Origin of the sequence: Gracilibacillus sp. YIM 98692, assembly GCF_010993965.1 — a bacterium.
Taxonomy (GTDB): Bacteria; Bacillota; Bacilli; order Bacillales; family Amphibacillaceae; genus Gracilibacillus.
In genome coordinates, this window is record NZ_WIXM01000001.1 from 122,597 (window position 1) to 142,256 (window position 19,660).

Below are 19,660 nucleotides of genomic sequence, written 5' to 3' on the forward strand. Positions count from 1 at the left end.
CCTCCTATATAAATAAGTTGATATTGCCTTCTTCTGCATCCCCAATATAAGCCGCTACACCTGCATAATCGATATCTTCTATTAATTCATCCTTCTTTAGTCCAAGCAAATCCATGGTCATCGTACAAGCAATCAGCTTCACATCTTGCTCTTGAGCCATTTCTGCCAATTGCGGAAATGGCATCGCTTGATGCTTTTTCATCACTTTCTTGATCATTTTCGGCCCCATTCCCGCAAAATTCATCTTCGAAAGGCCCATTTTATCAGCACCTCTCGGCATCATTTTCGCAAACATTTTCTCCAAGAACCCCTTTTGAACTGGCACTTGTTCTTCCTTTCTAAGTGCATTTAACCCCCAAAAGGTATGGAAAATCGTCACCTCATGATCATATGCAGCCGCTCCATTCGCAATAATATAAGCAGCCATCGCCTTGTCATAATCCCCACTAAACAAAACAATCGTCGTTTTCTTTTTATCTGACATATTTTCACCCCCTTCACACTAACAGTATACCGGTATGGGTATATAAAAATTTAAATAAAAAAGGATAATCCATCCTTTTTTATATTGTAAAAAGGTTAGAGGAATAACGGGAATATCTGCTTTTGTTTATTACCGTCAGTGCCTCCTCTTATCTGCTTTTCACCAGCATATTGACTGCTTCTTTCACAAGCTCTTCACTATTTTCCCCATTCTTCTCAGCTTCTCTGACACATTCAATCAGGTTGGTACTAACGAGCACACCAATCGTACGATCAATTGCGGTTCTGCTTGCCGAAAGCTGTGTTATAATATCTTTACAATCTTTATTTTCTTCCATCATGCGCAAAACGCCTCGAATTTGTCCCTCAATCCGTTTCAAACGATGTTTCGTTTGATCATCGTATTGCATAGCAACACCCCCTAGCATTTCGATAGTATCTATTTGAACATGTATGTTCTGGTGAATAACTGCCTCTATTTTATACCCCCACAGGTATATTGTCAACTCTTCTTATTTTTTATTTGTAAAAGAATGCTTTATTCGCCTTGGAATGTTTATAGACGTGCACCTATATAAATCTTCTTCATAGAATGTAGAAGAAAAAGGAGGGATGATAGATGTATGCTCCTATCCATAGTTCATCAAATCATTCATTTATAGATGATTTACAACATGCTATTAATGGGGAATATAGCGCAATCCAATGTTACAGCCAACTAGCAACATTTGCACGAAACGAAGAAGAACAGCAGCAAATTTTGGAGATCAGACAAGACGAAATCAAGCATTATCGGCAATTTGTGCAAATTTACATCCAAATGACCGGAATGGAGCCTTGCCCTCAGATCATAGAATCTTGTCCATCTGATTACTTAAAAGGACTGGAATTTTCTTTAAAAGATGAACAAGAAACAGTAGACTTTTACTTAGACATAGCTGATCGTTGCGAAAACCCTAATATAAAGGAAGTTTTCCAACGTGCAGCCGCAGACGAACAAAATCACGCCGTTTGGTTCCTCTACTTTTTTACCAAGCAGATGATGTGACAACTCCCACAGCTAAATCAGTGGGGTTCTAGGGTACTAAAGTAAAGAAGGTGTCCCATAAAGTTACTTATGAGACACCTTCTTTCTTAACGTATAGGAATGTATAAATTGTCAGCAAGGTAGTTATTACGGCGTAGCGGGCAATTTTAGGAATATAGATAAGCGTAACTAGGCTATCGCACTGCGCCTAAAGGCTTGGCTAAGCCCAAGTTTTCTTTATTTATTGTCCAACATGCTGCTGTAAAAATTCGGTCAATTTCTTTTCATATGGTTCTGGATTAATCGCATAGGCTTCTCCATGCCCAGCTTGATCAAATAGCAACATATCTGTTTCCGTTTCTGTATGATTTTTTAATTCCATTGCCATATCTGTTGGGACAAACGTATCTTCTTTCCCATGAAAATATAAAACTGGTACTCGTGCATTTTTCACTTGATTCAATGCGGATGCCTCTTTAAGAGAGTACCCCGCCCGCACCTTCGTTATAAGGTTCGTTGTTGGCAAAATGGGAAAAGATGGCATGTTATACATGCGATTCATTTGGTATTGAAACATGTCATAAACGCTAGTATAAGCACTATCTGCCACAATTGCTTTCACATTTTCTGGATGATCTTCTCCACTCGTCATTAAAACTGTTGCCGCTCCCATGGACAAGCCATGCAGCACAACCTCTGCATTCTCTCCAACCTTATCTATCACTTTATCAGTCCAATCTAAATAATCGAACCTGTCATGCCAGCCAAAGCCAATATACTCTCCTTCACTATCACCATGGCCGCGCATGTCTGCCATAAAGATGTGATAGCCTAATTCTTCATAATAATAGCGTGCATACAATCCCATATCCTTTGCTTTGCCTAGATAACCATGGGCAAAAATTACTGCTTTATTTGTCGGTTCTTCTGCTTCAAGAAAATACCCAGTAAGGTTTAGGTCATCATATGACTGCATTTCCCATGTTTCAAATTCTTGTTTGGACATCCAGTCACGCCAGCTTCCTTCTATAAAAACATCCATCGCTGAAGCAGAAACCGTTAAATCCTCATTCCCCTGTAAAAAATCTTTTTGTTCACGTTTTATCGCTAAATTATAAAAATAATTTCCTGCTATCATATCTGATATTAAAAGAAGACTCAAAACAATTGCAGCACCTATTTGTAATCGCTTTCTCCACTTCATATTATTGACCCCTTCTCTCTTTATCTCTTACTTCCATTATAACAGGAAGTTGGGGCTATGACGTTGGTAATTGTTGTATGTTGTCGAATAATAATGCCTAATTTAGAATACTTGCACTCCTCGTGTTAAAGTGGCGCGAAACTGCTTAAAAGTAACGCATTAAAAAATAGCAGACTCTCGCGAAGAGTCTGCTATCCTTACTATCATTATATTGGAAAGTGGCCCGTTTATGTATTATAGTGACCTGTTTTATGTAAAAAATGACCCGTTCATAAGAAATACTGGCCCATTTCTCCCAAATAGTGACCCGTTTATCGAAACTGCAACACACTTCCCTAATGAAGTTGCTTCGGATTATGTACTTCATCACTTTTTTGCTTTAATTCTTCAAATAAGTGACCAGTTTGTTGCTGACTAGATGCCTGCTGCTGTTGCGGAAAGGTGTATCCCAGCTGTGCCATTAATTTTTTAAATTCTCCTACCGTTAATGGTTCGGCATCTGGTTTTAACTCATAGCCTAACTGACCGTTTGCTTCCATTGTTGCAACTTTGACATCGGATATTTGTTTGACTCCTTTTTGACGCAAGTGCATTTCCAGTTTATCTGAGGTTAGGCGCATCTTCTTTAATGTATTGATATCAATTTCACCATTTTTAATTACTACTTTGGACTTCCCTGTAATCAACTTTTCTAATACATTAAACTTCATCGTAAGGTATTCTGTTACAATTAAAAAAGCAATAAAAACACCAGTTGCAATGACTGTGTTCCAAACGCTTTGATTCACCACTGGTTGAATAATGATGGACCCGACAGAGATAAGAACTACAGTTGTGGCAATGGTCATTTGTGAGACAGATTTTCTCCCAACAAATCTTAAAAATAAAAAGCCAATGAAGACCATTAGCATTGCTTTCCAAATGACATTGATATCCATGATAACCTCCTATGACATACGTAATGTACTTTTATTTTTGGAGATATCCTTCGTTTTATACATATAGATACAATTAATCTTACGTGGTAAGCTAATCATAATCATGTATCGAACATAAGGAGGCATTTCCATTGAATAACAAACTTATTTTAGCTTCTTCCTCACCGAGGCGGCAGGAGTTACTGAAGCAAGTGCGAATTTCATATACGCTTCGCAAGCAAGATTTTGATGAATCGCAAATCTCCACAGCTAATCCGGAAGACAAAGTGAGGCAATTAGCGATACACAAAGGACTAGGTGTCCCGATCCACGATAATGAGATAATCTTATCAGCAGATACCGTAGTGTCTTATAATCAGCAAATTTTTGAAAAGCCCCAAAACAAAGAAGAAGCTTATCAGATGATATCGGCTTTGAGCGGAGGTATTCATGAGGTTTTCACTGGAGTGATGCTTCGTTCCGAAAAACAAGAAAAGGTATTCGTGGAACGAACAAAGGTAGAGTTTTGGACTTTATCAGATGAAGAAATCCAGTGGTACCTCTTAACAGATGAACCCTATGATAAGGCTGGAGCTTATGGCATTCAAAATACTGGTGCTATGTTTGTCAAACAGATTATCGGAGATTACTATAATGTGGTTGGGCTGCCGATTTCGCGTGTGATAAGAGAGCTTAAACATTTTTCAGTTTTCCCACGAAATTAACAGGATTCCAACAAGCTCTAATAGAATTAGGTAATAGATCTATATCCCAAAGGAGTGGCACAATGACAAAACAGATCCCTGAAATCACTTTAAATGATGGAGTAAACATCCCTGTTATCGGCTTCGGTACCGCTAAGCTGAAAGGAAGTGCGGGTGTTCAAGCAATCACAAGCGCCATCAATCAAGGCTATCGACTGATCGATTCTGCTTATAACTATGAAAACGAAGGAACAGTAGGTGAAGCAGTTCGCCGCACCTCTGTACCGCGAGAGGATCTATTGATTACATCCAAACTTCCAGGACGCCATCACACATACGATGACGCTATCCAGACAGTTCAAGAATCCTTATATCGCGCCAACATCGATTACTATGATTTCTATTTGATACATTGGCCAAATCCGAAACAAGATCAATATGTAGAAGCTTGGCAAGCCCTTATCGATGCAAAAAAATGGGGCTTAATACGTTCAATAGGGGTTTGTAACTTCCTACCAGAGCATCTGGAACGATTAGAGAAGGAAACCGGTGTGAAGCCTAGCATGAATCAAATCGAATTACACCCCTTTTTTAATCAAGAAGAACAACGAGCATTTCATGAAGAACAGCAAATTGCCACAGAATCATGGAGCCCGCTGTACCGCGCCCGTGAAGTATTTCAAAATAAGACGATGAAGAAAATTGCGGATGCTCATGGCAAATCTGTTACACAGATTATCTTACGCTGGCATTATCAGCTTGGAGCGATTGCGATTCCGAAATCTTCTTCTCCGGAACGCCAGCTAGAAAACATCTCGATCTTTGACTTTGCTTTAACAGATGAAGAAATGAGCACCTTAGCAGCCCTTACACAGCCAGACGGCAGATTAAACGGCCAAGACCCTGCTGTTTATGAGGAATTTTAAAGCAGGAAAGCCCCGGGAATGTCAGCAGACATTTCGGGGCCCTTTCTTTTATCCATAAGTTTTGGTCTTTTATCCGTAAGTATTTTATTTATCCTAAGTTTCCTCTAAGATTCTTCTCTTCTAATTTGGTAGGTAATATGGGTAACAGTCGGAGAGGCCTTAACGTCAACTGGCTTCCAATTCGATTCAAATTCATCAATGCCTTCAAATAATCGAACACCATCTCCAAGAAAAACAGGAGCAATATGAAGCTGACATTCATCTAACAATTTTTCTTTAATCGCTTGTTGAATCACATCTGCTCCACCTGCAATTGCAACATCTAAGGTTCCTGCTTCAATTCGAGCCTTTTCAATGGCTGTTTGTAATCCATCTGTGACAAAGTGATAACTCGTTCCGCCTTCTTTTCGTTCACTCTCTCTAAAATAATGAGTCACAACAAAAACCGGCACATGAAATGGCGGGTGCTCTCCCCAAAATTTTTCCCCATGTTGAAACATACGATGTCCCATCACAACAGCGCCTGTTCGTTTCGCTTGTTCTTCAATAATTTTCGAATCCAGATTTCGATCTCCACCTTGTAAATGGTGCTGCTTGCGCCAGCTTTCTAGTTGATACACCCATTGATGCAGCATATCTCCACGGTCACCAAGCGGATTGTCCGGACTATCATTTACTCCAGCAACGAAACCATCCAATGAAACGGATATATGAGTCGTTACCATCCCTACCATTGATTTCTCCTCCTTTTTGAATTAGATCCTCTAACGACATGCGAACGACTCTCTGATAAAGAGAGACTTCCATCAGTGGGGGGTGCGGACGATTGTTCACCATGATAAACATGATAGTGCTAACTTTTTGTTATCGTTTTCATTTTTTTATAAAACTCTTTATATGTTTATTGTACTAAAGTTTTTGGTGAAATACTAGCTTGCATTTTTTTACAAATAGTTTACCTCAACGGGGTTCTATACTAAAATTATAGTTTTATTTAATCATGTCAACATCCCTCTTGCCAAAAGGACTTTTTGATTAGATTGTATCTCAATGGGAAACGCTATATTCTAAAAGTATGACATTCATGTTACAAATTTCTACAATATTTTTAAAAAATATAAGAAAGGGTTGAGTACAAATGGAACAAAAAGGAATTCGTGCAAAGATTCAACGTTTTGGCAGTTACTTGAGTGGAATGATTATGCCAAACATCGCCGCATTTATTGCATGGGGACTTATTACTGCTTTATTTATTCCAACAGGTTGGATTCCTAATGAAAGTTTAGCCTCGCTTGTTGATCCAATGATTATCTATTTACTGCCGCTGTTAATTGGTTTTACTGGTGGTAAAATGATCCATGACATTCGTGGTGGTGTTGTTGGTGCTACCGCTACAATGGGTGTTATTGTCGGTGCAGATATTCCAATGTTTTTAGGTGCCATGTTAATGGGTCCAATTGGTGGTTTTTTAACCAAAGTAATGGACAAGGCGTTTCAACATAGAATTCGTTCTGGATTTGAAATGCTTTATAACAACTTCTCTGCAGGTATTCTGGGTGCCTTATTGGCAGGGATTGCGTTAAAAATTATTGGCCCGATTGTGTATGGATTGAATCAAGTATTAGCAGCTGGTGTTGAAGCGATGATCAATGCAGGATTGCTGCCTTTAGCTAGTATTCTCATTGAACCAGCAAAAGTTTTATTCTTAAACAATGCGATTAACCATGGAATTTTAAGTCCAATAGGTGTGGAACAAGCTTCAGAAGCAGGAAAATCGATTCTATTTTTATTAGAGACAAATCCTGGACCAGGCTTTGGTATTCTATTAGCATTCATCGTTTTTGGAAAAGGTACAGCAAGAAGCTCAGCGTCTGGTGCATCGATTATTCATTTCTTAGGTGGTATTCATGAAATTTATTTCCCATATATTTTAATGAAACCAGCGCTATTATTAGCTGCGATTGGCGGTGGCATTAGCGGGGTGTTCACATTCAGTCTCTTTAATGCCGGTTTATCCGCTACACCCTCACCAGGAAGTATTTTTGCATTAATGGCCATGACAGCAAGAGGCGATCACTTTGCCGTATTATTAGGTGTCATAGTGGCTACGATCGTTTCTTTCATTATTGCATCGATCATTCTAAAATCAAGTAAGTCTGATAATGAAGATATTTCTGAAGCTACCGGTAAAATGGAAGCAATGAAAGGAAAGAAAAGCTCTGTCTCAGATAAATTAGCACAAGAGGATGAAAACGACGAAACAGAGGAAGCTACTAAGGTATCTGACGATGTCAACAAAGTCGTATTTGCATGTGATGCTGGTATGGGCTCTAGTGCGATGGGAGCTTCGTTACTAAAAGATAAATTCAAAAAAGCTGGTCTTGAAGATATAGAGGTAACAAATAAGGCGATTAATGACTTACAAGACGATGCAGATATTATCATTACACACAAAGATTTAACAGAACGAGCAAAAGCAAAAATCCCTAGTGCACAGCATATTTCCGTGGACAACTTCTTAAACAGTCCAAAATATGAAGAACTAGTAGAAGAATTAAAGAATAAGTAATTCAAAGAAGAAGGTTTCTCTACTTTAGTAGAGGAGCCTTTTTTATACCAGTTATTTAAAAAATGGCAACAACACTGTTGACGAAATACTAACAAGATTACATTGAATAGCAAACTCCGTCGTGTGTACAATAAAAGTGTGAAGGGGCTTATTTAAAATCATGTCAACAAGCTAACGGAATAGGGAGTGTGATACATGTATATTTCCGGTAGAGAACGTAAGTTGATCGAGTTGCTGTTATCACATAAAGAAGCCGTTACAATTCGTCAATTAGCACAAGAGCTTGACGTTAGTGAAAGAACGGTGCATCGAGATTTAAAAAATGCAGAAGAAATTTTACAACAATATGAACTGACTATTCACAAAAAATCTGGTGTTGGTATCTCGATTGTGGGAGATGAAGAAAGCAAAGATCGACTCATTTTGGCAACATTACAATTAGAACAGACAGATTACACCCCTGAAGAAAGACAAGCCATGATTTTGACTACTTTGCTGGAAGCAAAAGAACCAATCAAGCTCTATACACTAGCAAGTGAATTGCAAGTAACCATTGCAACCATTAGCAATGATTTAGACGCACTGCAGCCATTACTGGATAAATACGAATTGCATTTAATTCGAAAACGAGGGTATGGTGTGAAAGTAGAAGGGGAAGAAGCCAATAAACGTTCCGCGATCAGCTATCTTATTTCTCAACATGTCGATGAATCAGAAGTGATTACGCTATTGCGTAGAAACATTGAAAAACAGTCACAGGAACAAATCGATACCATTTCGAATCGATTACTTGGATTAGTCGATCAGGCGAAACTAACGATTATCGAGCAAACAGTTGATCGAGTAAGAAAAAAGCTGCCATATGAACTTGCAGATAGTGCATACGTCGGATTAGTCGTCCATTTAGCGTTAGCGATGGAACGATTACAAAAAGGAGAAAATATTCAATTTGACTCCAACTACCTGAATGAATTAAAAGATACGCCCGAATTTGCCATAGCAAATGATATCTTAAGAGAACTAGAAAAAGTGTTTCAAATGGATATCCCAAGCGACGAAACCGGGTATATAACGATGCACTTATTAGGTGCAAAACTTCGCTATGATCATGAATATTTACTAGAAGAGGCTTCCTTAGATATCGCCTTTAAAGCGCAGGAGTTAATCGATTTTGTCAGCAAACGATTAGATAAGCAATTATTCAATCCAGAGCACATTTTGAATGATTTAGTAGCTCATTTAAAGCCAACGGTTTACCGATTACAGCAAGGAATGAATATTAAAAATCCATTAGTAAAAGAAATAGAACAAGATTACCAAACCCTTTTTTCGATTATAGAAGAAGGCGTCGATCATGTTTTTTCTAATTTAACATTTCCTAAAGAAGAAACTGCCTATCTCGTTTTACACTTTGCATCAGCCTTATTGAAATCAGAAGATGATTTAGCTATAAAGGCATTAGTCGTATGTTCAAGCGGTATTGGTACTTCCAAAATGTTAGCAACCAAAATCAGTCAACAAATAACGGAAGTAGAATCCGTTGATAGCTACTCCTTGTTAGAATTAGACCAAATTCGTACAGAAGATTATGACCTTATTATTTCTACCGTACCCATAAAAAATATCGAGGAAGAATATGTTCTGGCTTCCCCTATTTTGACACATGCGGATATACAACACATTAAAAGCATTATTCGCAAACGAAAAATGAACCGCAGCATGGTACAAACAACCGATCAACCAATCAAAAAGGAAATCACTCTAAAAGAAAACGTGCTTCGTCGATTACATGGAATGCAACATTATTCTAATGAGATACTATCTATATTAGACCGTTTCTATCTTCAAACGGTTGAGGAAGAACCTTTATTAGAAAAGGTATTGCCATCTATCTGTGAGCCATTAAAGCAGCAAGGTGTTATCCAAGATTGGGAGGACGTAGTAGAAAAACTGTTAAAACGATCAAAGACTGGCGGACTCGGTATCCCCGATACGTCTTTAGCACTATTTCATACAAGAAGTGATACGATAACAAAAGCTTCCTTTACTATTTATCCGCTAAAAAACCCGATAGAAGTAGATGGAATGGATGGAAAACCAGTTACCATGAAAAATTTACTGCTTATGTTATCACCTAAGGATTTTAATGATGCTGGTCTAGAAGTTTTAAGTTATATCAGCGGGTTGTTAATTAAAGATGAAGAGAGCAAAAAGGTTTTTCAGTCACAAGATGAGGAAAGAATACACACGTATCTAACGTGCCAATTAAATGAGTTTATCACAGAAAAAATAGATCAATAATTTAAAGGAGTGCATCATCATGACAAAAGAAATTTTAACAAAGGACAATATTGTACTAGGGACAACAGTTAGCAACAAGGAAGAAGCTATTCGTTTTACAGGAAACATCTTAAAGGAAAACGGTTATGTCGAAGCAGCATATATCGACAAAATGCTAGAACGTGAGCAAGTGACTTCTACTTATATCGGAAATCATGTTGCTATCCCTCATGGAACAGAAGATGCGAAAAAATCAGTGGAAGCTACTGGAATTTCTGTCGTGATCGTTCCAGATGGGGTTGATTTTGATGGTAATACAGTAAACATTCTGATTGGCATTGCAGGTAAAGGTGATGAACATTTAGATATTTTATCCAAAATTGCATTAGTCTGTGCTGAAGAAGACAATATTCAAAAGCTTATTCATGCCGAAACAAAAGAAGATATTATCGACATCTTAGGAGGCGTAAACTAAATGTTAGCTGTTCATTTTGGAGCAGGAAATATCGGGAGAGGTTTTATTGGGGCATTGCTTCATGATGCAGGATACCACACTACTTTTATTGATGTGAATAAAGAAGTGATTGATGCGATTAACCAAGAAAAACAGTATCGCGTGATATTATCCGATCAAGCTCAGCAAGAACAAATGGTGGACCATATCTCGGGCATTGTTAGTACAGATAATCCAGATCAAGTAGTTGATGCTATTGCACAAGCAGATATTATCACTACAGCAGTCGGGCCAAATGTATTACCGATTATCTCCAAAAATATTGCTGATGGGTTATTAAATAGAATCGAGCAAACCGATACTCCCATTAATATCATTGCTTGTGAAAATATGATTGGCGGCAGTACGCTATTAAAAGAAAAAGTAATGGAGCAGCTACCAGAGGATAAAAAACAAACAGCAGATCAAATCGCTGGCTTTCCTGATTCAGCAGTCGATCGAATTGTGCCGAATCAATCGAATGAAGATTTATTAACGGTTTCCGTTGAACCTTATTATGAATGGGTAGTGGAACAACCGAACATAAAAGGAGAAGTTCCAGCTATTGAAGGTATCACATATGTTAAGGACTTAAAGCCTTATATTGAAAGAAAACTGTTTACTGTTAATACAGGGCATGCTGCAACAGCTTACGTTGGGAAAAAATATGGCTATCAAAATATTGAAGAAGCGATTCAGGATGAGAAAGTCCGCTCTGTTGTCGAAAATGCTTTAAAGGAAACGGGAGACGTCTTAATCAAGTTGTATGATTTTGATAAAGACGAGCATAATCAATATCGAAATAAGATATTAGAACGATTTACCAATCCTTACCTTTCGGATGAAGTAACAAGAGTTGGGCGAGGGCCATTGCGTAAACTTGGAACAACAGATCGACTAATCCGTCCGGCAAGTCTGTTTGTAGAATTATTTGATAACCCTCCAGAACATTTAGCAAAAGTGATCGCGGCGGCTTTAACGTACGAAAATGCGGAAGATCCAGAAGCGGTCGAGCTACATCAAATGACACAAGAAAAAGGTTATAAAGAAACCTTGAAACAAGTATCTGATTTACCGGAAGATCATCCTTTAATGGATACAGTTTTACAATACGTGTGAAATGGAAGGATTGTCTCCAAAGCGTAACTTGGAGACATTTCCTTTATGAATTACCTTCCCCTTCCTCTCTATCATTCCAAACAAAGACGACACCTGCTCTTGGTAAGATCCAGTCATGGATATCGATTTTGATCGTGTCATTCGGTAATCTGGTGATCGATTCTGTCTCATTTAAAAAAGGAATTGCTTCGACAGCCATTTTATCTTCTACATGCATAAACATGATTTCCACATCTTCTGTTGGCTCTGAGATCATCACAATAAATTTCTTCTGGCTTTTCAATTGCGGCATTTGAAAACGCAAATGTACTTTCGACAGTTCACCAGTTGGGATTTCTTCTGGAAAATCTAGCAGCAAATTAAAGCCTTCATGCCCTTCATTGTTGACCACTCGATATGGCAGAACTTGGCCATTAATTTCTATCGATAATTGTAGAATCTCCTTAACGAATTGCTCTAGTTCTGGCACAGACAAGCTCTTTAATAAATGATTATGCTCATCGTTTATCCATAAATTTTCCCGAAACAAAAATTCGGCTCGTTGATAAAGTCCGTCCAAGGTGCTTTCTTTGTAAGAAAAGCCGATGCGGACATCGTTGCTTTTCTTGTAATTGGTTAAGTCGCGCTCAAAGGACAGGTCTTGGCGGACGAAGTGATAGATGGCTGGATCGAATCGGAATGTTTTATCTCCTATCAGATAAGGCTTAAGGTTTTTTGCTTCTAAATAAGAGATATAGTATTTGAAGCGGTGCCTATATTGATAGGATCTCGTCAGATAGGATTTGATTAAGCTTTCATAGAGCATTCTTCCGACGGTTTTTCCTAAAATCGATTCGGTCGCTTTTTGGACGAACTTTTTCTTGGATTCTGTTGAAAAACGATCCATAATCCGTTCATCTAATAGCATCGTTTCGGTCATTCTTTCGGTGAGTTCAAGGTCTTTTTGTTTTTGGGTAAAGTGATCGTATAAAAAGTTAAAGAGAACCAGCGGGATCATGACACTTACTAAAGCGTTAATTACGTCAAAATATAATTGGTCCCATGAATAAATGCCTAACAATACATTAATCAGAATCACAATGAATAATAGTAATACGACTAATGAGAAAAATAATATACTAATATTTTTAAAAGATCGATGGAGTAATGATCTTTCTTCTTTTCGCAATGCTTTACTCTCCCCTGTCTGCTACCCCGTATATAGCGGTGTTTTTTTCTTTGTTTTGCGCCCACCATTGATTGCCATAATCAAAGTGCCACCATTCTTGATGATAATTGCTAAAGCCAACATCTGTTAATGCGTGATAAAGTAATCGCCGGTTTTCTAAAATGCGAGTTTCTTGTTTGGTGAACGGGCGTTGTTCTTTCAAAATTTCATAATAGGCAGTATTAGCTTTTTCTGTAAAGTCATCAAAAGCAGTTCCGAAGGGCAATAAGTTTTTTTGATCATCGATGATGGCAAGGTCAATGGCTCCTCCGGTGATATGCGGTGCTGGATGATCTGGATCAACCGATGGATGCGAAACAAAGTTGGTTGTTCTTCTCTCCCATGTTTGCTCGTTTTCGTTCGGAAATTCTCTCGTTATTTTTTGATAATACTGATCGTAAATCGCCTTTTGTACTGGATAAGGGCGATATCCATCCCATATGATAAATTGAAAACCTGTTGGTAAATGTATTGCTGCTTTTTCTAAAAGGTCGACTAGCGATTCTCTTACATAGCAGTGGTTTAGCGCACCTGGTATACCCTGTTTGTTGTATTGAGCCATTTCTGAGATCTTGTCGGATTGGATATGGTGGATATTGACAAGCTTTTCTCCATTATCGTGTATGGGGATGTATTTCTGTTTAAAATCGGGATGAACCTTTGTTGGAATCCTGTGCTCGTAGTATGTAGACATAGTAAACGCTCCCTTTTAATTGGAAGATGGTATATACTTTATCTTATCAAAAATAGAGAGGATTGTGTTATGATTTTAAGGCAAACAAAAGGAAGCATGCAATTGCCAAATACGGCAAAGTGATGCTTCCCTTTCAAATACGAATTTTAGTTATGTTGTTGGTTGGCTACTTGTTCATCCACTTCATCAACTTCATCCACGAAACCGAGGGCTTGATCTGTTGAATCATGAATTTCATGGATAAGCTTTGGGTTCTCTACTAACTTCATGCCATAAGAAGGAATCATTTCTTTAATTTTTGGTTCCCACTCTTTTATTTCTTGCGGGAAGCATCTTTCTAACACTTCTAACATGACAGAAACAGCTGTAGATGCCCCAGGAGAAGCGCCAAGCAATGCTGCTATCGAACCATCTGCAGCACTGACAACTTCCGTACCAAATTGAAGGGTTCCTCTCCCTCCGCCTTCCGTATCTTTAATCACTTGCACACGTTGACCCGCTACTACGATATCCCAATCCTCGCTTTTGGCATCCGGGATAAACTCACGTAACTCTTCCATGCGCTGTTCTTTTGATAACATCACTTGCTGAATGAGATATTTTGTCAATGGCATATTTTTAGCACCTGCCGATAACAGGGTCAAGAGATTATCCGGTTTCACGGAAGTTACCAAATCAAATATAGAACCAGTTTTTAAGAACTTAGGTGAGAAGCCAGCGTACGGTCCAAATAATAGCGATTTTTTATTGTCGATAAATCGCGTGTCAAGATGCGGAACAGACATTGGCGGAGCACCAACCTTCGCTTTTCCGTAAACCTTTGCATGATGCTTCGCTACAACTTCCGGATTATTGCACGCCATAAATAATCCGCTAACCGGGAATCCTCCCATATTTTTTCCTTCAGAGATACCGGATTTTTGCAGTAAATGCAGACTGCCTCCTCCAGCGCCGATAAATACAAATTTTGCAGTATGTGTTTCCACGATACCGCTATCAATATTTCTCACTTTTAGTTCCCATGAGCCGTCGCTAGTTTGTGTCATATCCTCCACACTATGCTTGTACTTTACATCAACGTTTTGACTATCTAAGTGGTCAAACAGTTTTCGAGTTAAAGCACCAAAGTTTACATCCGTTCCAGATTCGATTCTTGTTGCTGCTATTGGTTCATCCACTGTCCGATCTTGCATCATAAGTGGAATCCATTCTTTCAGTTTTTCCGGCTCATCGGAAAATTCCATCCCTTCAAACAATGGATTGTTTGACATCGCTTCAAAACGTTTTTTTAAAAACGATACATTTTGTTCTCCTTGTACAAAACTTATATGAGGCAATGGCTCGATAAAGTCTCTCGGATTACTGATCAAATTGCTGTTTACTAGATGAGACCAAAACTGCTTGGAAACCTGAAACTGTTCATTTACTTTTATCGCTTTCTTCATGTCTATCGACCCATCTGGTTTTTCAGATGTGTAGTTAAGCTCACACAGTGCTGCATGTCCTGTACCCGCATTATTCCATTCGTTAGAGCTTTCTTCTCCTGACTTTTCAAGCTTCTCAAAAACTGTAATTTCCCAGTCCGGTGCTAATTCTTTCAACAGTGATCCCAAAGTCGCACTCATGATGCCAGCACCGATTAAGATAACGTCTGTTTTATTATGTCTGCTGCTCATTTTTACCTTCCTTATACGATAAGATTTACAGAAAGGATGCAGGCGTTCTTGCTTAGACGTCATTGCAAGCAAGGACGCGATTTCGTCACACATCTTTTCTGGAACAATGATAATCTGATCATAGTGTACCACTATAATCAATAGATTAAAATATTTATGTACTATTATATAATAGTTATGAGCTATTTAAAAGTTGGCAACTCTCCGCCCTCTACTCCAACTTCGATAATACTCTATTGACTATACTAAAGGCTCCCTTTAATTCCTGTTTATCTTCATCGCTTAAAGTCTCAAATCTTTTTTGTACTACTTCATATAAAATCTGTTTTTTCTTCTTAGAAAACACCATTCCCTCTTCTGTCATTTGAATATAAGATACACGTCGATCTTGTTCGTCTTTGACCCGAGAAATAAGTTGTTTTTCTAATAACTTGTGAACCAATGGACTTAGATTCGATTTATTTATTCCTAACTTTTTGGATATATCCGACATTTTGATTGGACCCTCATGCTCGACGATGTGCAAAATATGAAAATGAGAAGGATGAAGATCCTCATTCTGCAGAAACGGAATATTGCCGAAGACTTTTTTAGGTAAAAGCGGCAACACCGTTAGCACCTGCTCAACTAGTTCATTTGTAAGTAAATCCTTTTCTTTCATGCAAGTCTCTCCTTAAATGCAAGTGTTGATTTTTTATAGTTATCATAACACAACTTTTTCCGAGTGGTCTTATATGTATTCTATCATTTCCGTTAAAAGTTTGAAAAAGACCTACCCTTTTTAGGGGGCACTTTTTCTCGTTTACCGGTCAGTCTTGCGCGTTTGTCCGTCACTTTCACTGCTTTATCGGTCAGTTGCTCTTGTCAGACATAGAAATACGGCACCACTCATATGAATGAAAATAGTGCAGTCGATAAACTGAACAAAAGGGGATGAAAATATGTACGGTGAATCAAGGAATTGCTCCAACCCTCACTGCTTCAATCCATATTGTCAATGTGGAGAAAATTGCAGGTGTGGCCCCTACTATCAATGTGGAGAGCATGTAGGGCAGATGCCTGCTTTTAAACAGCCAGGTATATATCCTCAGCATCAAATCATTTGCTACAATCCACCAGTTGAAGAGGTACCTTATGCGGAATATCCAAAAATTCGAACCACAGTAGTTATGGGGCCCAATTCGTATGTGTTCGGAGATGTGTATGTCGATGATGATGTAATGATTGGTTGGAATAACCTGATTCGAGCAGACTCTTCTTCTCCTTATTACATTGGTAAGAAAACGAATGTGCAGGACTTTGTCTTAATTCACTGTCATCCTGGTGAACAAATTGAAGTGGATGGGAAAAACTACGGCGTTTATATTAGTGATGAGGTCAGTATTCTTCACCACGCACAGCCACATGGGCCATTATTTGTTGGAAGAAACACCTTTATTGGAGAGAATGTTTCCATTTATGGGGCAAAAATTGGGAAGGATTGTGTGATTATGCACGGTGCCACTGTTGCAGATTATGTCACGATTCAAGACGGACGTTTTATTGCACCAGGGCAATCTGTTTGGAAGCAACAACAAGCAGATCAATTACCAGCCGTGCCATCAAAATTCAAAAATCTAAATCAAGAAATTGTAGATCATTATTACAGATTAGGAAAGTCCTATCAGCGAAATACGCAGTTATTCATTTAGTGTGTCGGGAGAAATGGCTTCCTTTATTCTCCCTTCCTCTTCTTTTTAAAAATCAATCTCTAACATTTGTTTCCATTCATTCAGCATATGCCTATGCATCTCCACTGTCTTCAAGGTAGAATCCTTTTTACCGATCTTACTGGATTGAAAAAGAATCGTACCATAAGCTAAAATAGTAAGGGCAAATGCCACTTTTTGCGTTTCTACTGCCTCTCCTTCTAAAGAAAAACTAAGGCTTATCTCCATGTATGAATGGCGAAAGCCTTAGCTTTTCTTATATTATCATCCTAAAAACTGATAGTCTAAAAAACAAATGAATAAGCTTGTTGTGCTTGCGATTCACGAATGTACTGTTTTGAGCTAATCTCCTCTTCCTTTAATCCTTCTATCATGGATAATACCTTATCAATTTTTTCTTCGACAATTTTCGCGCACTCTCCCGATGAGCTCCTATCTTCCACCTTTTGAATAAAATCAAGAGCAAAATCCTTATCCTTAAAACGTATCGTCTCTTCATTAGAGCATGCACTTAACCCAAAAATTTTGTTCTTCTATAATTCATTCATGTATAAAATTGCATCAGCTTTAACAATTAACTGCAACGGATGTGCATTGAAAAAGAGTGAAGAATTCAAATATTAAGTACCACAAACCTTCGGGGGAGTGGTACTTAGTATTTGACCTCACTCTTATCCCACGTCTAAAGACAGGTTACACCCTGCGTGGGGTTTCCCGTTCGGAAAGTCTGTAATATATCTCAAAACACCCTCCTATAACATACAGCATTTTGTCTTTTTCTTATATCCATATTTTAACAGAATCAATTTATGATACTTTAAACAGTGCGAACTTGCTTCTTGGCTATGGATGCTTGTAATTTCTTTTATTTCCCAGGAAATATGTCAGGCTTTATCCTTTTTTCGACACCAAGTCTGTTTGTTCTACAAACTGATGTATTACCTTTTAACTGGAATATTTAGTATGCAGTTATACCTTAGTGTTTTGCAAAAGGAACTCCAACCAACAGCTGTTCTAAAAATTCCATAGTTCCTTTCCCCATTTCACCGTAAATTTGATGACAAACCAAGAACCGATGACGAAAACAATAAAGCCGACAAAATCTAGTAATATAGCAATATAATAATTAGGCTGATAATAATGTAAAATAGTCCAGCCTAAAGAACAAAATCATAAAACTAACTAGGTAAGCTATAAATAATGTTATATATCTTTCCATTTTCAAATCCTTTCGTTCTCTTGATCTTAGAGGTAGCCATAAAGCGAATAATATTACACAATAGTAGTTTTTAAATTTCCAATACTGGTAATACTTGCTAAAACTAATACCATTAGTTATAATGAAACTAACGGCATTAGTTTGCAGAGGAGGTTGTTCGATTGGACTATATCCATCCAGTGAAATTTTTCAGAAGATTTTTCCCGGTTAACTGTTATTTAGTAGAGGAAAGAAATGAATTAACACTTATTGATGCTGCATTACCTTTTAGCACCAACAAAATTATGAGCACAGCTGAAAAAATTGGTAAACCTATTACACGGATTGTATTGACTCATGCCCATGCTGACCATGTTGGTGCGCTCGACCATTTAAAACATTTACTGCCTAATGCTAGCGTCTATATATCCAAACGTGATGCAAAACTTTTAAAAGGAGATCGCTCTTTATATCCAAATGAAAAAAAGACTCCCATTCGTGGTGGGATTCCTAAAAACATTCAAACAAAACCAGCCCACTTTCTTAAGGAAAATGACCAAATAGGATCCTTAATTGCTATCTCTACACCAGGACATACTCCCGGATCAATGTCATTTCTAGATTCTAGAACAAATGCGATCATAGCAGGAGATTCTTTTCAAACAAGAGGAGGAATCGCAGTCTCAGGACAATTAAAATGGACATTTCCTTTTCCAGCACTTGCTACTTGGAACAAGGATATGGCAATCGAGAGCGCTAAAAAAATAGAATCATACCAACCGACATTACTTGCTGTTGGACATGGAGAAGACTTAAAGAATCCAACTCAACATATTCGTAAAGCAATTGAAGAGGCGACTAAAAAGTAAAAATTGGAGGGGGTTTATCATGTCACCCAGATCAGGGCTTAATCAGCAAACTGTTATCAAAGCAGCGATAGAAATCGCAAATCAAGAAAATCTTCAAGCTGTCACTATAGCTAGCTTAGCTAAAAAATTAAATGTTCGTTCACCATCGCTTTATAACCATATCGATAGTTTAAATTCTGTCTTTCATCACATGGCTATTTACGGACTTGAGGAATTATATGACACAATGATTAGTAGTACACAAGATCAATTAGGAGATGAGGCTATTCATTCGCTTTCAAAAGCTTATATTTACTTTGTACGTCAACACCCTGGTTTATATGAAGCAACATTTATTGCACTAAAGCAAGGTGATTCTAACATAAAATATGCAGCAGATAAAATTGTTCGGTTTGTGTTAAAGAAATTGGAGAGTTATAACTTTACCTATCAGGAAGGAATACATATTGTCAGAGGTCTACGAAGCATCTTACATGGTTTTGCAACCATTGAACAAAAAGAAGGTTTTGGGATCGATATCCCTACCGATGAAAGCTTGACATATATATTGGATACTTTTTTGTTAGGGCTGAAAAAAGGATAAAT

The 19,660-nt window shown here is 38.0% G+C and carries 20 protein-coding genes; 10 read left to right on the top strand and 10 right to left on the bottom strand.

Going from position 1 to position 19,660, the window contains the following annotated elements; all coding sequences use genetic code 11:
* Positions 1–4: 4 nt before the first annotated feature.
* Positions 5–484: a DsrE/DsrF/DrsH-like family protein gene (locus GHD00_RS00530; protein ID WP_163536147.1), complete on the bottom strand. Its 480-nt coding sequence runs from the start codon at positions 482–484 to the stop codon at positions 5–7.
* A 148-nt stretch (positions 485–632) separates the two neighbouring features.
* Complete coding sequence (locus tag GHD00_RS00535) at positions 633–893, bottom strand: metal-sensitive transcriptional regulator (RefSeq protein ID WP_163536148.1); 261 nt, start codon at positions 891–893, stop codon at positions 633–635.
* A gap of 209 nt (positions 894–1,102) precedes the next feature.
* On the opposite strand from GHD00_RS00535, the gene GHD00_RS00540 reads away from it, so the two are divergent.
* On the top strand, positions 1,103–1,531 hold the full coding sequence (locus GHD00_RS00540) for a ferritin-like domain-containing protein (RefSeq protein WP_163536149.1): 429 nt from the start codon (positions 1,103–1,105) through the stop codon (positions 1,529–1,531).
* A 220-nt stretch (positions 1,532–1,751) separates the two neighbouring features.
* On the opposite strand, the gene GHD00_RS00545 is transcribed toward GHD00_RS00540, so the two are convergent.
* Both GHD00_RS00545 and GHD00_RS00550 read right to left on the bottom strand, forming a co-directional pair.
* The gene (locus GHD00_RS00545) at positions 1,752–2,714 is read right to left on the bottom strand and encodes an alpha/beta hydrolase (protein WP_163536150.1); all 963 of its coding nucleotides are present in this window, start codon (positions 2,712–2,714) and stop codon (positions 1,752–1,754) included.
* 335 nt (positions 2,715–3,049) lie between these two features.
* Positions 3,050–3,652 carry a DUF421 domain-containing protein gene (locus GHD00_RS00550; protein ID WP_240468546.1) on the bottom strand — a complete coding sequence of 201 codons (603 nt, stop codon included), beginning with the start codon at positions 3,650–3,652 and terminating at the stop codon, positions 3,050–3,052.
* A 131-nt stretch (positions 3,653–3,783) separates the two neighbouring features.
* Between GHD00_RS00550 and GHD00_RS00555 the strand changes: the two genes are divergently transcribed.
* Positions 3,784–4,356: a Maf family protein gene (locus GHD00_RS00555; RefSeq protein ID WP_163536151.1), complete on the top strand. Its 573-nt coding sequence runs from the start codon at positions 3,784–3,786 to the stop codon at positions 4,354–4,356.
* A gap of 62 nt (positions 4,357–4,418) precedes the next feature.
* Positions 4,419–5,261: an aldo/keto reductase gene (locus GHD00_RS00560; protein ID WP_163536152.1), complete on the top strand. Its 843-nt coding sequence runs from the start codon at positions 4,419–4,421 to the stop codon at positions 5,259–5,261.
* A gap of 104 nt (positions 5,262–5,365) precedes the next feature.
* Here GHD00_RS00560 and GHD00_RS00565 read toward each other — a convergent pair whose 3' ends face one another.
* Positions 5,366–5,995: a dihydrofolate reductase family protein gene (locus tag GHD00_RS00565; RefSeq protein ID WP_205600683.1), complete on the bottom strand. Its 630-nt coding sequence runs from the start codon at positions 5,993–5,995 to the stop codon at positions 5,366–5,368.
* A gap of 404 nt (positions 5,996–6,399) precedes the next feature.
* On the opposite strand from GHD00_RS00565, the gene GHD00_RS00570 reads away from it, so the two are divergent.
* From GHD00_RS00570 to GHD00_RS00585, 4 genes are all read left to right on the top strand, one after another.
* The gene (locus tag GHD00_RS00570) at positions 6,400–7,830 is read left to right on the top strand and encodes a PTS mannitol transporter subunit IIBC (protein WP_163536153.1); all 1,431 of its coding nucleotides are present in this window, start codon (positions 6,400–6,402) and stop codon (positions 7,828–7,830) included.
* A gap of 195 nt (positions 7,831–8,025) precedes the next feature.
* Positions 8,026–10,131, top strand: coding sequence for a BglG family transcription antiterminator (locus tag GHD00_RS00575; RefSeq protein WP_163536154.1), 2,106 nt, complete (start codon positions 8,026–8,028; stop codon positions 10,129–10,131).
* Between the two features lie 19 nt (positions 10,132–10,150).
* The gene (locus GHD00_RS00580) at positions 10,151–10,585 is read left to right on the top strand and encodes a PTS mannitol transporter subunit IIA (RefSeq protein WP_163536155.1); all 435 of its coding nucleotides are present in this window, start codon (positions 10,151–10,153) and stop codon (positions 10,583–10,585) included.
* Complete coding sequence (locus tag GHD00_RS00585; protein ID WP_163536156.1) at positions 10,586–11,722, top strand: mannitol-1-phosphate 5-dehydrogenase; 1,137 nt, start codon at positions 10,586–10,588, stop codon at positions 11,720–11,722.
* A gap of 43 nt (positions 11,723–11,765) precedes the next feature.
* On the opposite strand, the gene GHD00_RS00590 is transcribed toward GHD00_RS00585, so the two are convergent.
* From GHD00_RS00590 to GHD00_RS00605, 4 genes are all read right to left on the bottom strand, one after another.
* Positions 11,766–12,890: a hypothetical protein gene (locus tag GHD00_RS00590; protein ID WP_163536157.1), complete on the bottom strand. Its 1,125-nt coding sequence runs from the start codon at positions 12,888–12,890 to the stop codon at positions 11,766–11,768.
* A 4-nt stretch (positions 12,891–12,894) separates the two neighbouring features.
* A complete protein-coding gene (locus GHD00_RS00595; protein WP_163536158.1) occupies positions 12,895–13,623 on the bottom strand; it encodes a M15 family metallopeptidase in 729 nt (242 codons plus the stop codon).
* Between the two features lie 146 nt (positions 13,624–13,769).
* Positions 13,770–15,392, bottom strand: coding sequence for a malate:quinone oxidoreductase (locus GHD00_RS00600; protein WP_346427591.1), 1,623 nt, complete (start codon positions 15,390–15,392; stop codon positions 13,770–13,772).
* A gap of 118 nt (positions 15,393–15,510) precedes the next feature.
* Positions 15,511–15,960, bottom strand: a complete 450-nt coding sequence (locus GHD00_RS00605; protein WP_163536159.1) for a MarR family winged helix-turn-helix transcriptional regulator — start codon at positions 15,958–15,960, stop codon at positions 15,511–15,513.
* A 280-nt stretch (positions 15,961–16,240) separates the two neighbouring features.
* Between GHD00_RS00605 and GHD00_RS00610 the strand changes: the two genes are divergently transcribed.
* A complete protein-coding gene (locus tag GHD00_RS00610) occupies positions 16,241–16,990 on the top strand; it encodes an LbetaH domain-containing protein (protein WP_163536160.1) in 750 nt (249 codons plus the stop codon).
* A gap of 45 nt (positions 16,991–17,035) precedes the next feature.
* Here GHD00_RS00610 and GHD00_RS00615 read toward each other — a convergent pair whose 3' ends face one another.
* Positions 17,036–17,236, bottom strand: coding sequence for a hypothetical protein (locus GHD00_RS00615; RefSeq protein WP_163536161.1), 201 nt, complete (start codon positions 17,234–17,236; stop codon positions 17,036–17,038).
* A gap of 1,152 nt (positions 17,237–18,388) precedes the next feature.
* Between GHD00_RS00615 and GHD00_RS00620 the strand changes: the two genes are divergently transcribed.
* Both GHD00_RS00620 and GHD00_RS00625 read left to right on the top strand, forming a co-directional pair.
* Entirely contained in the window at positions 18,389–19,075 is a 687-nt protein-coding gene (locus GHD00_RS00620) for an MBL fold metallo-hydrolase (RefSeq protein ID WP_163536162.1), read from the top strand.
* A gap of 19 nt (positions 19,076–19,094) precedes the next feature.
* Positions 19,095–19,658 (top strand): TetR/AcrR family transcriptional regulator, encoded by a 564-nt coding sequence (locus GHD00_RS00625; RefSeq protein WP_163536163.1) that lies wholly within the window; start codon positions 19,095–19,097, stop codon positions 19,656–19,658.
* The last annotated feature ends 2 nt before the right edge of the window (positions 19,659–19,660 follow it).